Consider the following 14,795-nt stretch of genomic DNA (forward strand, 5'->3'; position numbering starts at 1 on the left):
GCCCGATCTGCTCCCGCTCGGAGTGGACCATGCGCGAGACGACGAGGGTGAGCAGGAACGCCGCCACGATGAGGAAGAGAGGCGGCATGATGACGCTCATGGAGCGGAGCTGGTCGAGCTCGCTGCTGACGAAGTGGTTCGAGTGCTGATGTTCCCGCCCGTAGGAGCCGGTCCCTCCGTAGGGGTCGAGGAGGCGATCCACGGCGTCGAGCACCCCCGCGAGGCGGGCGCTGCGATCCAGGGTCAGGATGGCCTCGTTGAAGGCCCCCTCCATCCCGTAGGCGGCGGCGATGGCCCGGCGCCCCATCCAGAGGATTCCGTACTGGGCGTCGTTTGAAACGACCTCGCCGGGCGCCGTGATGTAGATGAACTCCGGCGACTGCGCCAGCCCCACGATGCGCAGGCTCCGGCGAGCGCCGTTCATCGTGACGGCGAGCCGGTCCCCCGGCCCCAGCCCGCGGGCCGCGGCAAAGCTCTCAAGCAGGAGAATCTCGTCGGCGTTTCCGGCGTCGGGCAGGCGCCCGGCGACGAGGCGGACGCCGTTCAGGTGGGCGCCCTCCATGTCCGGGAGCGAGAGGGCCCGGCCCCGAACCGGGAGCTCGAGCCCTGGCAGGTCGATCAGGGCCTCCCCGACGACGCGCCCCTCGGCCGCCGAGACGCCGGGCAGCGCGACGAGGGCATCGACCAGAAAGCGTGGCGCGCGCTTGACCGGCGCGAACACGTCGGCGAACCGACAGCTCTCGTAGTAGGCCCGGCGGGTTTCCTGAATGGAGACGAACAGGCCGGACATCATGACCAGCACCATGACCCCCATGGCCACGACCGCGCCGATGGCGGCGACCTGCCCCTTCATCCTCCAGAGGTCCCGAAGGAGCTTTCGGTCCAGCGCCCGCATCGGGATCACCATTCGATGGCCTCCGGATCGCTTCGCTCTGCGTTCTCGACGATCGAGCGGATCGCCCCGTCCGCGAAGTGGATCACCCGGTCCGCCATGCCGGCGGTGGCCGCGGCGTGGGTCACGATCAGGACGGTCGTCCCCAGCTCATCGTTGACGTCCGTCAGCACCTTCAGCACGGCTCGTCCAGTGCTGCTGTCGAGGGCCCCCGTGGGCTCGTCGCAGAAGAGCACCGTCGGCCGCTTGGCCACGGCGCGGGCGATGGCGACGCGCTGCTGCTCCCCGCCGGAGAGCTGCGAGGGGAAGTGGTCCACGCGCCCCCCCAGCCCGACGAGCGCGAGGGCCTCGTCGGGAGCCATGGGGTTCGTGGCGATCTCGGTCACCAGCTCCACGTTCTCCCGCGCGGTGAGGCTCGGCATGAGGTTGTAGAACTGAAAGACGAACCCCACGTGCTCGCGCCGGTAGCGGGTGAGCTGGGGCTCCGTCATGGCGCCGAGGTCCGCGCCGCGGAAGCGTACCGTACCTGTCGTCGGGCGATCCAGGCCGCCGACGACGTTCAGCAGGGTGGTCTTGCCGCTTCCGGAGGGCCCCAGCAGGACGACCAGCTCCCCCTCGCGGATCGTCAGGTCGATCCCCCGCAAGGCGTGGACGGCCGCCGTCCCCTCTCCGTACACCTTCGTCAGGCCCTCGATCTCAAACACGGCAGCTCCGCGTCGATCCCCGGCCAAGAGCCTCGCCTCCTCAAACAAAACCCCGGTGGTTCTGGAAGTTTAACGGGCAAATAATGACATTAACTATGATGGTCCTTCATTATAGCACACGAGAAACGCCACAGATCGGGCTTCCGGAGGGTCGGCGGTCTGATGCTTCGGGGCAGGGTCGCCGGACCATTTTTATGACGAAAATACATAGTTTGCATGACGAACCTTGCTTGACCTTTCAACGTCCCTGCATGTACAATATGAACACAGTCTGTAGCGCTTTAGCCTGACTTCTTTGTTCCTGTATCGTCTTCTGTCACTTTCTTGCGGGCAGTGCCTCGCAGCCCTGCCCAAAGACTTTGAGGAGGGATTCGCTTGCTTAAGAAGACACCTTTGAACGCGGTGCACCATGAGCTGGAGGGCCAGCTGACGGACTTCGGCGGCTGGGAGATGCCCCTGTGGTACAAGGCAGGGGCGGTGAAGGAGCATCTCTTCGTCCTGGAGAAGAGCGGAATCTTCGACATCTGCCACATGTGCGTGGTGCGCGTCACGGGGAAGGACGCCTTTGAGCTTCTGCAGCGGTGCCTCACCCGTAACCTCGAGAAGATGGCGAAGGGCGCCTGCGGCTACACCATGATCCTGAACGAGCAGGGGCACGTGGTGGACGACTGCATCGCCTATCACATGGACGGGAACCGCACGGATTACGTGCTGGTGGTCAACTCCAATCGCGACGTCATCGTGGTGGATCACCTGAACAAGCACAAGGGCTCCCTCGACGTCACGATCAAGAACGAGGCGGGACACTTCGGCAAGATCGACCTCCAGGGGCCGAAGTCCGCGGACATCCTGCGCAAGGCCATGGAGAAGCCGGACCTTCTGAACGGCTTGAAGTACTTCCACTTCCTGGGCGATTACGACCCCGCGAAGAACCACGACGTCCACCTGAAGGGCGGCATTCCGGTCCTGATCTCCCGCACGGGCTACACGGGAGAGCTGGGCTTTGAGATCCTCTGCCCCAACGACAAGACCCTCGAGGTGTGGAACCTCCTGATGAAGTCGGGTGGCGACGACATCCTGCCCTGCGGCCTGGCCGCCCGCGACTCGCTGCGCATGGGGGCCATGCTGCCCCTGTCCCAGCAGGACATCGGGCCGTGGCCCTTCGTCAACACCCCCTGGGACTTCGCCCTGCCCCGCGACAAGGAGGGCAAGCTGACGAAGTCCTTCATCGGATCGGATATCTACAAGAACCCGCCCGAGAGCTACACCTTCGCCTACTGCGGCTTCGACCCGCGCAAGGTTGACGCCCACAGCGGCGCGAAGGTCCTCTTGGATGGCAAGGAGATCGGCGTCGTCACGACCTGCTGCCTCGAGGTGGCCTGCAGCCGCGTGAACGGCAAGATCGTCGGCACGGCCAGCCCGGACAAGCCCGCGGACTTCAAGCCTAGGGGGCTGGTGGCCGGCTACGTCAAGGTGGACCGCAAGCTGGAGCCGGGGACGAAGGTCACCCTGAAGGACGCCCGTCGCTCCATTGAGGTGGAGATCGTCACGGACATCCGGCCGGGCCGTACGGCCCGCGTGGCCATCTGACGCCGGGCCGGCGGTTAAGGACTGCGGAGCGCCGGCGTTGTTACCGTTTTGCGTTTGTCGTAACTCATCATCATCAAAAATTAAGGGAGGACACTGCAAATGAAAGAATTCAACGAGCTGATCTTCAAGGACGACGCGCGCTACACCCAGACGCACGAGTGGGCGAAAAAGGCGGGGAACCTCGTCCGGGTTGGGGTGGACGACTTCTCCCAGTCCGCGCTGGGCGACATCGTCTACGCGGAGCTGCCTGAGGTCGGAGCGGAGGTCCACGCGGGCGCGGCGTTTGGCTCCCTCGAGTCCACCAAAGCGGTCAGCGACCTGAACGCTCCCGTATCCGGCAAGGTGGTCAAGGTCAACGAGGCCCTTGCGGACTCCCCGGACCTGGTGAACAAGGACCCCTTCGGAGAGGGGTGGATGATCGAGATCGAGCCCTCCAACCCGGCGGAGTTCGACAAGCTCATGGCGGTTGATGCCTACAAGGAGTACGCCAAGGGCGAGCACGCCAAGCACTAGGGGAGGCGAGAACCCATGAGGTATCTATCCCAGACGCCGGAGGACACGAAGGAGATGCTTGACGCCATTGGCGTCAAGAGCGTTGAAGACCTCTTTGCCTCCATTCCGGCGAACGTGCGGCGCGACGCGCCCATCGACATCGAGCCCAAGAGCGAGTGGGCCCTGTCGAAGGAGATACGCGCTCTTGCGGCGCAGAACTTCAGCGGCACGGCCTTCCTGGGCGCGGGCTGCTATCCCCATGACATCCCGGCCCACATTCCCTATCTGGCGATGAGGTCCGAGTTTCTGACGTCCTACACGCCCTACCAGCCGGAGGTCAGCCAGGGGACGCTGCAGGCGATTTTCGAGTTCCAGACCATGACGGCGAACCTGCTGGGTACGGAGGTGGCCAACGCCTCGATGTACGACGGCGCGAACTCCGTGGCGGAGGGGGCCCTGATGGCCATCCGCGTCAAGAAGAAGCACAAGGTGGCCTACTCCCGCCTGCTGCACCCCCACTACGTGGAGGAGATGAAGACGTACTTCCGCCCGGCGGGCTTTGAGGCGGTAGAGCTTCCCGTGCTGCCGGACGGGCGCACGGACCTGAGCAAGATCCCGGACGACGTCTCCGCCGTCGTCGTCCAGTCGCCGAACTTCGCGGGCGTCATCGAGGACCTGGAGGCGGCGGCCAAGGCGGCTCACGACAAGGGAGTACTGCTCATGGCGGCCTTCACCGAGGCCATGGCCTGGGGGCTTCTGAAGAACCCCGGCAGCTGCGGCGCGGACATCGTGGCCGGCGAGGGCAGCAGTTTCGGGCTGGCGCTCAACGCGGGCGGCCCCGCCCTGGGGCTTTTGGCCTGCTCCATGAAGAACGTCCGCACCATGCCGGGTCGCCTCGTAGGGCAGACCGTGGACCGCAACGGAAAGCGCTGCTTCGTCCTGACGCTCTCCGCGCGCGAGCAGCACATCCGCCGCGAGAAGGCCACGTCGAACATCTGCACGAACTCCGGCCACTGCGCGCTGACGGCCGCCATGTACATGGCCTCCGCCGGGCGCGGGGGGCTGCACGCCATCGCGAAGCTGAACCACGACAAGGCCGCTTACCTGAAGGGTGGGCTGGAGAAGGCGGGCTTCAAGCCGCTCTTCAGCGCGCCGTTCTTCAACGAGTTCGCCATGAAGGCCCCCGCGGGCTTTGAGAAGAAGTACGGAGAGCTCCTGAAGAAGGGCTTTGCCGCCGGCCTCGACATGGGCCGCTTCTTCCCCGAATACAAGGGCGTGTATCTGTTCTGTGCGACGGAGGTCCACACCCGCGAGGCCATCGACGCATTTCTTAAGGAGGTGGCCTAGCCATGAAGGGTTATCCTGGAATGAGGGGTATCGCGTACAAGGAGGATCTCCTGTGGGAGAAGTCCCGCAAGGGCCGGGTCGGCATCAGCATCCCTGAGGCGGACGTGCCGGGGGCGGACCTCGATCCGTCCCTCGTGGGCGCAGAGCCGAACCTGCCGGAGCTCTCCGAGGTGGACGTCGTTCGCCACTACACGAGGCTCTCCACGTGGAACTTCGGCCTGGACACGGGAATGTATCCGCTGGGCTCCTGCACCATGAAGTACAACCCCAAGATCAACGAGGCCATGGCGGCGCTGCCGGGCTTCGCCAACCTGCACCCTCTGCTGCCCGACGAGTGTATGCAGGGCGCGCTGAAGCTGATGTACGAGTTCGAGCAGGACCTGCTGAAGATTACGGGCATGAAGGCCGCGACGCTTGAGCCGGCGGCCGGCGCTCAGGGCGAGCTGACGGGGATGTTGATGATCCACGCCTACCACGCGCACAAGGGGCGCCAGCGCAGCAAGCTCATCATGCCCAGCACCGCTCACGGCACGAACCCGGCCTCCGGGGCGCTCTGCGGCTACACGCCGGTGCCGGTGGAGCTCTCCGCCGACGGGGTCGTGACCCCGGACGCTATCCGCGCCATCATGGACGAGGACACGGCGGGCATCATGTTGACGAACCCCAACACGCTGGGCATCTTCGAGAACCACGTGGCCGAGGTGGCTGAGATCATCCACGAGAAGGGCGGACTGGTCTACGGCGACGGCGCCAACATGAACGCCCTGATGGGCTACGTGGACGTGAAGAAGATGGGCGTTGACGTGCTGCACCTGAACGTCCACAAGACGCTGTCCACGCCCCACGGCGGCGGCGGCCCCGGCGCCGGCCCCGTCGTGGTGGGTGAGGCCCTGGAGCCCTTCCTGCCCGTTCCCCGCGTCCGCAAGGACGGCGACCGCTACTACCTGGACTTCAACATTCCGCTCACCATCGGGCGCCTGCAGTCCTTCCTCGGCAACTTTGCCGTTCTGGTGCGCGCCTTCACCTACACCCGCACGATGGGGAGCGACCTGAAGGCCGCGACGGAGGCGGCGGTGCTGAACGCCAACTACGTGAAGGCGAAGCTGCGCGGGGACTACAACCTGCCCTTCCCGCAGCCCAGCCTGCACGAGGTCATCTTCAACGACGAGGAACAGAAGAAGAACGGCGTCACCACCATGGACATCGCCAAGCGCCTTCTGGACTGCGGCTTCCACGCGCCGACGGTGTACTTCCCGCTGGTGGTGGACAGCGCCCTCATGATCGAGCCGACGGACACTGAGCCCAAGGAGGAACTGGACGCCTTCATCGCCGCGATGAAGGACATTGCCGCGGACGCCAAGACGAACCCGGAGCGCGTCACGAACACCCCGCAGAACACCATCGTGTCCCGCCCGGACGAAACGCTGGCAGCCCGCCAGCTCATCCTGAAGGGCGAGTAAGGCCAAGGCCCTGCACGAGGGTAAAGAGCGATATTCTGCAAAGGGGGCGCCTCAGGGCGTCCCCTTTGTGCACTCCGCTTTATCCATAGGGCCTGTGTTGCAGGGCGGGGAAGGGTGCTATATCATGGTGCGTGGAGCCGGCCGTCCTGAGGGCCGAGGTGGCGTCAACGCTGCGCCGTGGAGTCTTTTTCTGAAGGGAGCTGTTTGACTGTGGACAAGAAGGAAATGATCGAGGTCGTCCGTCGGATGATGGCGGCGCCATCCTGCTGCGCCGAGGCGCGGGCCGCCGGCCAGCGATGGCTGGACGCGCTGGGGAAGGCCGACGAAGCCACTGAAGCCCGGAGCCTGATCGCGGAGCTGGAGGCGGACCTGGTGCCCATCGACGGATTGATCGCTTTTATGGGGTCGGAGGAGGGCGCCACCCTCTTCGGTGCCGAGAAGGCGAAGGAGTTTGAGGCCCACGGGCGGGAGATCAAGGCGAAGGGCGCGAAGTACTGCGACTGCGGCGCCTGCAGCGCGGCCCTCGAGGTCCTGGACCACCGGGACGTCCTCCTGAAGTAGCCGCCCCAAGGTTTTTGGGCGCGATGTCCCTCGCGCTGAAAGCAAGCCCCCGCCACCTGGGATGGCAACTCCCCTTTCAGGGGCAATCCGCATGATGAAACACGAGTTGGTAAAAGGGTCGTATGGCCGCGCCTTGGGCGCGGCCATACTGGATGAGAGCGTGAGGGCAGCGGCGTGCGTTCGAGCCTCTATGCGCTTTCCGTCAACTTCAAAATTTCGGCCTCGGTTGCCGGCTGGAGCCCCGTCAGCCGTTCCGCCAGGAAGGTCAGGTTCCCGTACTCGTCAGGGACGAAGTACTCCACGACGTTCAAGAGCACCCGCTCGCCCGTTTGCATCGCCGCGGGGACTGGAAGCTCCCCGATGCGGTGGTCACACAGCCGGACGGCCCCCTGACGCTCCACCCCCCGCCCCCAGAGCAGGTAGCGACCGCCGAGAGCCGATATGTCCTTTTTTTCCGCCCCCTGCAATGGGGATTCCGACAGCCGGACGGCCCTTCCCCTATTCCCGCTGTCCTCTCGCACCCACCGCAGCTCAAAGGTTGGACAGAAGCAGCGCAGCTCAAAGAGGTTCTCTATTGTCTTGCCCCCATCGAGGGAGAGAAATTTTCCATCCCCGCCCCCTTTGTCCTCCCTCCAATCGACGAAGCCGCAGAAGTCGGGGGTGTAGGCCAGGACGAACGGCCGCGCCGCATCCACGCCGATCCCCTTGACCTGCTTCATCGCCTCAGAAGCGGAGACAGCCGGATTGGACAGGGCGTACAGGGTGGTTGACCTCATCTCATTTCTCCTCGCGTCACACATTGTGTTTCGTCTCCTCTTTCGGGAACTGCGGGAGGTGGAAGGCACCGCCTCCATCCACAAAGGCGTCCCAGGCGGTCTGAAGTTTCTCATCCGCAGGGAAGCCAACGTCCCAATCGACGCCCTCCACGGCGATCTCGCCCATCCCGCGCCGGGAGCCGAACCCGATGGATACGTACCCATCCTCCAAGTCCCGGACCAACAGCTTCAACAGGGCCAGTGCCGCGTGCCCTTCCGCCTCGGGAAAGTCCGACAGGTCCAAGGCCAAGCGAATGGGCTCCCATCCGCTTTCCCTTTCCCTCTCGTCGCGCTTTACCGGGCGGGTGCTGTAGAGCGCTCCCTCTGAAGCCCCGCCGGTGAAGCGGTCGATGGCGACGTGCTGGTGCCGTTCCGTGACGGCGTTCAGGGCATTGGCGTCCTCCTTCAGCCACGCATCGGGGGAGACGGGTGCCTCCGGCCTGTAGTAGACGTCGTCGACCGAGAGCCGTCCCGCCCACTCCGTCGAGCCAAAGAGGGCGTCGAGGAGGTTCAGATACTCCGGCTTCTCCGAGGCATTCTCCCCGTCGGGGTCAAAGATCGTGTGCAAAATCCTGCGGGCCTGAGCGCGCAGGACCCCCTTGACGGAGCTACCGGGCAGGACGGGGGCGATGCTGCCCGCTGCGCCTTTGGCCCCATCGACGCCGCTCATCAGGGGCAGCATGTCGGCCTCCACTCCGTCGCGCCCCGCCTTGACCATGACGGGCGACAACGCCCGCCAGTGGATGAGGACCTCGAAGAGACGCTGCTCTCTCCGTTTCGGTGTCCCAAAGCACTCAAGCGCCTTCAGCTCCTGCTCCAGCCCCAGGCCCCTTCGATCCTCGCTGGAGCCGCCTGATGCCAGCCATCGGTCGAGGTCTCCCGAATTTCCGGCGAAGTCGTAATAGTCCACTCTCAGGTCCTCCAGGCGCAGCTCCCCCATACCCCTCGTCTTGCAGGCGCCAAAACGAACCTTCCCTTCGCACATAGCCTTCAAAAGCAGGGCCAACGTCCCTGCGGGATGCTCCGTTCCGGGCTCCGAACTTTTGTCAATATCCAACTCCATCTCCAGGGGAAAGCGCGTCCCGCGGGGCAGAAGGCCCCGCGTGTAAAAGAACCCATCAGCGACCGTCCCGGTGTCCGCCCGAAGCGCGATGCCGTGCCGCCGCTCGCGGGCCACCCCCTGAGCCGGGCTGTCCTCAATGAAAAGGAAGCTGGCCTGTCCGCCGTCCCTTGCCTGTTCGATGAAACCGAAGAGCGTGTCTAGCAGCTTCTCAGACTCTACGTTTTCCGAAAGCCAGGCCCGCATGGGGCCGGCCAGGCTTGTTCCGGGGATATAGAACCGCCCGGCACCGTCCACGGCGACGTCCAGGTCCACGTGCTCCCCGGCGCCAAGCCCCCCCACGGAGATCGGGGTCTTGGCGACGAGGTCCCCGCGAACCCAAACCTTCCCGACAATCGTCCGGCTCATTCCTCGCTTCCTCCCTTCGTCCGCTTTTCGTCGTCAAAGACGGCCTCGCAGAACACGTCCCAGAACTCGGCCAGGGCGAGCAGCGTCAACCGTTCCCACTCCACTTCCTCCGCCTTGGCAAAGACCTTCCAAAAACGTCTCTTAACGGCTTCGAACGCTTCCGAAAGCCCCCATATTTTCTCGGGATCGTCCACAAGCTCCCGGACCCATTCTCTCCAGGAATCCTCCCATGAGCCTTTTTCGTCGCCTCCTGAACTCTGTGGAAGCAGATTGAGCCAGTCCCGGATGGATTCCACGGAAGATCGCTTGGGAACGTCCCCGATCAACGCGGCGAACTCCCGCAGCATCCCGAACTGGCTGACGTTTGGGGCGTTGCTCCATGTCATTTGAGGATGGCCTGCGAACACGGCCCTCTTCTCTCTCGTCTTGACGAGCTCATAGGCCTCCCGGCGTGCAGCCTGGCGGAACTGTTCCCGGAGCAGGGTTTCCGCTAGGGAGAGGATGAGCGCTCGATCCTCAGGAAGTTTGGGCAGATCAGGAGCCGAGGGCGGCTCCTTCTGCTCCGTCTCCTTTGAAATTTCCAGTTTTTCGACCCCACTCTGTTTGTCGCACAGGAAGGGCGGGTTCAGTAAGACGCGCCCGTAGCCCTCCGCTCGCCGATCGCCAAGGCCCTGCTCAACCAGTGCTTGCGCATGAGCCTCACTCCACGCCTCGGGGTTTGTAACTTGGAACAGCAGGACGCTTCCCGCCTGAAAGTAGCTGAGGGATGGGCGAGGCAGGGTCCAGCGCGTCTGCCACGACTCGCGCCGCCCCACGCGCACGCAGTGCCCGGAGGTTCCGCCCAGGGGGGATTGTCGGAAGCTTCGCCCCTCCACGTTTATCCAGTCGCTGTCGGGGATGTCCGAAAGCTCCACATGCAGCGCCCTGGACAAGGCGCCCTTCAGGTCCTCCAGCCGCAGGGAGTAGCTCTGAAATCCCCCACGGATCAGGAGGTCCGAGATCAGATAGACCACCAGATAGCTTTTGCCGCCCGCCTCCAGCAGCTTGGGCGACCAGAGCCGCCCCTCCGGCGCGGAGGCGTCCGACGGAACGTACTGCAGCGACACCGTCCCGTACTCGTCCTTGCGGGACTGGCCGATCGAGAGCTCGCTGGAGGCGAACTTTTGGAGGATATCGTTTTTCTCCCGCACCTTCTCCCAAAGCTCCGCAGACATCCGCACCGTCCCGCGGAAGGTCTGCCCCGAGCGGATCGCCTCGTAGGTGAAGAGGCCGCCGACCTTCTCCGTGGGCCTTTGGCTTGCATCCTCCACCGTGTTATGGGTCCTCAAGAGCCTGCGGCTGTCCGCGGGGAGGTACTGCACCTTCTCCCCCTCGATGCGGATGTACCCCGTGCGCAGGTCCTTCATCTGCACACCCTCTTTTTCGGGCTGGGACACCAGCCGATTGAGCATCCCCTTGCCCTCCTTCTCCCTGGCCAGGCACAGCGGGACGGGCAGGGAGCGCCCGCCCTCGACCTCGGGCAGGAAGTTCCCCACCGAGAAACTTCCATCCAGGACGGCGGACCGCAGTTCCTCCTCACCCAGGGGGGCCAGGACCTCGCGCGTGAACCAGGGCAGCAGGGAGACGCCGGGGAGCGTCGGCTCGCTTCGGACGAGATTGCCCAACGTGACCTTGTTGATCACGACCGGTTGGAGCGTCGTGAGACGGAAGTCCAGTTCCACGGAAGATCCGGCCCCTGGCCACGAGGTCTTCGGTCCCTTCCCGGATTCCGTCCGATCAGGAGCGTTGAACCAGTCGAGACGGCATCGTCCGCCCCCTCTCCGGCGCTTTCCCCCAAGCCGACGCACGGCCCTGACCGCGTCCTCCAGCAGCTTCTCTTCATCCTTGGACAGGGGACCCCTCAGGTATTTGACGGGGGCGTAGAGCGTGCATCCGCGCACCCGCTCCGTGGAGAAGAGGTGGTCCTCCAGAGCTCGGCCCGTCGTCCGGTCGATCTTCACCCCCGGCCGAACCGTGAAGAGGGCCGTGCGCAAATCCGGCCCGGACTCCTCTCGAAGCCCCTGAACGTAATTCCGCGGGTCCTGGCTCAGCGTGGCGCTCCCGATGCCGACCGCCGCGCCAGAGACGAAGCCTCCCGATGTCCCCCCATGGCTCTCAGGCTGTTCCCCAAACAGGCCGATCAGGGCATTTTTCCACTTATTGCCCTTTTCCGCGGTGTCCCGCGTGTCGGCGATCCATTCCGCGGCGTCGCGCAGGATGCCGGTCAGGCTCTTGCCGGGGACGTAGGGGAAGCCCTCCTCGTCTCGCAGGACCTGACGGTCCACGCTCCCCGGAATGCCGGCGCCCGAACCAACGTGCCAGTCGGAATCAAACCGCAGACGCAGCCAATTCCCGTTCATGCCGTCGCCTCCTCGTCCCTGGAAGAACCTTTTTCTTTTTCCCTGCCGGGGGCCTCGAACTTCGCGGCCTCCAAGGCGTCCAGAAAATGGGTGTAGTGGTGAAAAACTCCGTCTTTTCCAGTTTTCTCCAGATCGACGTAAAGGGAGGGCGAATCCGCGGAAACCTTTCGCCACTGCGCTGCAAAGTCCCTATACGTGTTCATGAGAAACGCCCACTCCGCCTCCTGCGTCTTGAGGTGCTCGGAGAAGAGGGACTCCCGCACCGCATGGGCCTGAGAGGAGGGAAGCAGGGGCTTTTTTGAGCTTGCCTCCACGCGCACGAGCACGTCCACGGCGCGCTGGAACGCCCCGAAATCGTGAACGCGGCTCCATGCCTCATGCTGTCTTTCCAGCTCCGCCTTTTCCTCGTTCGTCTTCCCCGCGTCGTCCGGCTTCTCCCGACTTCCTCTGGAAACGACGTAGGGCTTGGCGGTGAGGTGCCTTTCCTGCTGGCTGCCGTCTTGCTCCTCCCGGATGGTCAGGGACTTCCGGACGTCGGAGGCAGAGGTGGCGACGGAGTCGTAGAGGATGTGAAAGTCCAAGGAGATAGAGTCCTTGCCGTACTGTTTCTTGACCTCCTTGGCGCTCTGCATCAGATCTTCGGCCATGTTGTAGGACTGAGAGAAGGGAAAGTGCGGCTTTGCGATCGAGATCCCCGCGCACATTCCCAGCCGAGGGAGCCCGGCCTTCTCCAGGATGGGCCGTACGGCCTCGTGGTCCTGCGTCTTTTTGCAGAATTTTTCCATGAAGGTCCGTGTGAAGTCGATGCCCCTGTAGCCGTCCATGACGGCGGTGAGGTCGTCCCCCCCTACCACAACGGGGACGATGGGCAGGGCGCGTGGGCTTTTCTCGCCCCAGACTGCCTCGACGGCCTCGCGGAACGTCTCGCGGCTGATCACGTCCAGCGCGGAGGAGAACTCGCGGTAGCAACGGATGTAGTCCCGCCCCGTCGCGGCCCCGTTCTTAAGGGCGTTCACCCATCGGTCAAGGTCGATGAACAGCTGCCCCAGGCCGTTTCCGTCGGCATGGACGACCGCGAGCCAATCCCGTCCCTCGAGGGATTTCAGCCCTTCATCCTCGAAAAGGCCGCTCTTCCATCCCTCCGGAAAAAGTCCCTGCATACGCGCCTTAAAATCCTCGTCTCGCGAAGCTTTCCGCTGCGCCAGCGCGGGTCCTGCAACAGGGAGCGGGTCTCCTCCTCCCTTGCCTGCCTCCAGCCCGACGGCAGGCAGGCCGGAGTAGGTACATTCCGCCGCGATGGGCAGACGCTGGAATCGGGCCAGAGGGGAGGCCTGTCCCTGGGCCCGCAGGAGGGTCATCTGGCGGGAGGTCTCTCGGAAGGCCTGCAGGAAGGAATTCTTTGAGGAGGAACTCAGGGGCAGGGAGGGGTCAACGGCCTCCCTGGAATAGACGGCCACGGCGTCGAGACCCGGCGCTTCCGAGAGGACGATCCGACTCCACGACCGGACGAAGCGTTTGGCCACCTCCTCGCTGCGCGCCAGCAATAGAGCCTTGCCCGACGTGGCGATGACCGCCTCGATGGCCTCGCCCTGCGTGGCCTCGATGGGCGCTTCTTCGGCAATGTAGGTGACGGAAAAGCCTCTCCCCGTCGCCTCGTCGACAGCCTGCTCCACGTACCGGGTCCCGACGCGGTAGAGCAGCTCGGAGGCCCCCACGACGTTGCGCAGCTTGTTGGAGGCGAAGATGTAGGCCTGATTCCCTCCCGTCTCCAGGTTGATGAGGCGGATATCCTGTTCCACGATCGAAGACATTTCGTTCCTCCTCTCAGAGGCCGCTCAGGGGCGTGCCGACAGCGGGCAGGCTATGGCCGTTTACGCATTTGCCGCCTTCCATTTTTTCGTTCTCCACAAACCAGCCGAACCCCTCGAATCCATCGGAACGGTTTTCCTCGCTGCGCGGGTAGGTCACGGGGGCATCGGTGAAGCCTTTCATCGCACTCGTGAAGTCCTTGATGAAGGAGAGGGTGCTCCATCCGCAGTCACTCTTACGGCTGGCTTTGACCTTCTTCAGGAGGTCCTTGTACGCCCCAGGCAGCGCGTCGATCTCCTCTTTGTAAAGTTCTTCGAGCATTTCCCTGTCTGGAAGGGCTTCCATGGGCGGCTCTGCCGAATCCTTTTCCAGGGCCTCCAGCCAGGCGAAGCGGAACGACTTCTGCTGCTCTGGTCCCAGAGCCTTGAAAAATTCGCTCTTTTCCCACGGGAAAAGCTCAGCGTCCCCAAGGACAGCGTCGTCCTTAGGGGGGGTGCCGTAAAGGCGAAAGACGTTCTTCTGGTAATTCTGGATCGTCGCCTGAACCTGCCCCTTGGACAAGCCCTTGGTCGAGGGAGCGGGGCCGTCCAGCCTGCGATAGCGGTCTCTGAAGTCTTCGCCGGTCATGAAGGGAAGCGGTTCCTCCCCGTTCCATTGAATGGAAAGGGCCACGCTGCCCAGCCCCAGGGGTTTGGCGAAGCCCAGGCGAAAATATTGCTGCTCCAGGCTCAGAAGGGCCAGCAGGGTGCCCAGCTCCTCCCGCGTCAGGTTTTCCACCTTAACGTCAAACCGGAAATCGGTCCCCTTGGGAATCCAGCCTGTGATCGAACGGTTTTGGCTGCTGCATTGCTTTTCCCCAGAGGGCTGCCGATACTCCGGAAAGATGGACATCCTGGCCCCCTGGTGTTCGTCCCAGTAGTCCGCTTTCCCTTCCTTGTCCAGGTGCGCCAGCGTGTGGTGCAGATATACCTTGCGGCCCCGGAGCTTCTTTTTGTCCCCTGCGTATCCGGCGGCCTGTTTGGGGCGCCCGTCAGGCTGCGGGGCTCCCTTCTCGTCGCCAAGGTAGAAACGGGCCTGAGCGGGCTTGGGAGCCCCCAGAATGCTGAGGGGCAGGGGATTGTCGAAGCACTGTACCGGGGATGGGCGCTCTTCACCTGACCTTGGGCTATAGATACCATCCCCAATGCGCACCTTGCCTTTCCAGCTTGGATTTACAATCTAAAAGCAACAGAAGGGGGAGAGAGGAGAAAAAAAGGCC

At 64.0% G+C, this 14,795-nt stretch carries 12 protein-coding genes; 5 read left to right on the forward strand and 7 right to left on the reverse strand.

Annotated elements, in window-relative coordinates:
• Positions 1 to 907, reverse strand: a 907-nt coding sequence (locus ACO41U_RS07205; protein ID WP_485942736.1) for an ABC transporter permease family protein, incomplete at its 3' end; no start/stop codon positions are given.
• A complete protein-coding gene (locus ACO41U_RS07210) occupies positions 901 to 1,623 on the reverse strand; it encodes an ABC transporter ATP-binding protein (protein WP_485942738.1) in 723 nt (240 codons plus the stop codon). The genes ACO41U_RS07210 and ACO41U_RS07205, both read right to left, overlap by 7 nt.
• Positions 1,624 to 1,971: 348 nt before the next feature.
• Between ACO41U_RS07210 and ACO41U_RS07215 the strand changes: the two genes are divergently transcribed.
• The 5 genes from ACO41U_RS07215 (at position 1,972) to ACO41U_RS07235 (ending at position 7,046) form a co-directional block, all read left to right on the forward strand.
• A complete protein-coding gene (locus ACO41U_RS07215) occupies positions 1,972 to 3,186 on the forward strand; it encodes an aminomethyl transferase family protein (RefSeq protein ID WP_485942740.1) in 1,215 nt (404 codons plus the stop codon).
• A 99-nt stretch (positions 3,187 to 3,285) separates the two neighbouring features.
• Positions 3,286 to 3,699, forward strand: a complete 414-nt coding sequence (gene gcvH, locus ACO41U_RS07220; protein WP_298780174.1) for a glycine cleavage system protein GcvH — start codon at positions 3,286 to 3,288, stop codon at positions 3,697 to 3,699.
• A 15-nt stretch (positions 3,700 to 3,714) separates the two neighbouring features.
• Positions 3,715 to 5,025, forward strand: coding sequence for an aminomethyl-transferring glycine dehydrogenase subunit GcvPA (gene gcvPA / locus ACO41U_RS07225; RefSeq protein WP_485942742.1), 1,311 nt, complete (start codon positions 3,715 to 3,717; stop codon positions 5,023 to 5,025).
• Positions 5,026 to 5,027: 2 nt separating this feature from the next.
• Positions 5,028 to 6,485 carry an aminomethyl-transferring glycine dehydrogenase subunit GcvPB gene (gene gcvPB / locus ACO41U_RS07230; protein ID WP_485942744.1) on the forward strand — a complete coding sequence of 486 codons (1,458 nt, stop codon included), beginning with the start codon at positions 5,028 to 5,030 and terminating at the stop codon, positions 6,483 to 6,485.
• Positions 6,486 to 6,695: 210 nt separating this feature from the next.
• Positions 6,696 to 7,046, forward strand: a complete 351-nt coding sequence (locus ACO41U_RS07235) for a heat-shock protein Hsp90 (protein WP_485942746.1) — start codon at positions 6,696 to 6,698, stop codon at positions 7,044 to 7,046.
• 188 nt (positions 7,047 to 7,234) lie between these two features.
• Here ACO41U_RS07235 and csx19 read toward each other — a convergent pair whose 3' ends face one another.
• The 5 genes from csx19 to ACO41U_RS07260 are packed head-to-tail and all read right to left on the reverse strand — an operon-like array spanning position 7,235 to position 14,728.
• On the reverse strand, positions 7,235 to 7,822 hold the full coding sequence (gene csx19, locus ACO41U_RS07240; protein ID WP_485942748.1) for a type III-D CRISPR-associated protein Csx19: 588 nt from the start codon (positions 7,820 to 7,822) through the stop codon (positions 7,235 to 7,237).
• Positions 7,823 to 7,838: 16 nt separating this feature from the next.
• Positions 7,839 to 9,329 carry an RAMP superfamily CRISPR-associated protein gene (locus ACO41U_RS07245; RefSeq protein ID WP_485942750.1) on the reverse strand — a complete coding sequence of 497 codons (1,491 nt, stop codon included), beginning with the start codon at positions 9,327 to 9,329 and terminating at the stop codon, positions 7,839 to 7,841.
• On the reverse strand, positions 9,326 to 11,728 hold the full coding sequence (locus ACO41U_RS07250) for an RAMP superfamily CRISPR-associated protein (RefSeq protein WP_485942752.1): 2,403 nt from the start codon (positions 11,726 to 11,728) through the stop codon (positions 9,326 to 9,328). Before ACO41U_RS07250 ends, ACO41U_RS07245 begins: the two co-directional genes overlap by 4 nt.
• Entirely contained in the window at positions 11,725 to 13,539 is a 1,815-nt protein-coding gene (locus tag ACO41U_RS07255; RefSeq protein WP_485942754.1) for a Cas10/Cmr2 second palm domain-containing protein, read from the reverse strand. The genes ACO41U_RS07250 and ACO41U_RS07255 overlap by 4 nt, the downstream gene beginning before the upstream one ends.
• A gap of 13 nt (positions 13,540 to 13,552) precedes the next feature.
• Complete coding sequence (locus tag ACO41U_RS07260) at positions 13,553 to 14,728, reverse strand: hypothetical protein (RefSeq protein WP_485942756.1); 1,176 nt, start codon at positions 14,726 to 14,728, stop codon at positions 13,553 to 13,555.
• Positions 14,729 to 14,795: the final 67 nt, after the last annotated feature.

Source organism: Fretibacterium sp. (assembly GCF_057312375.1).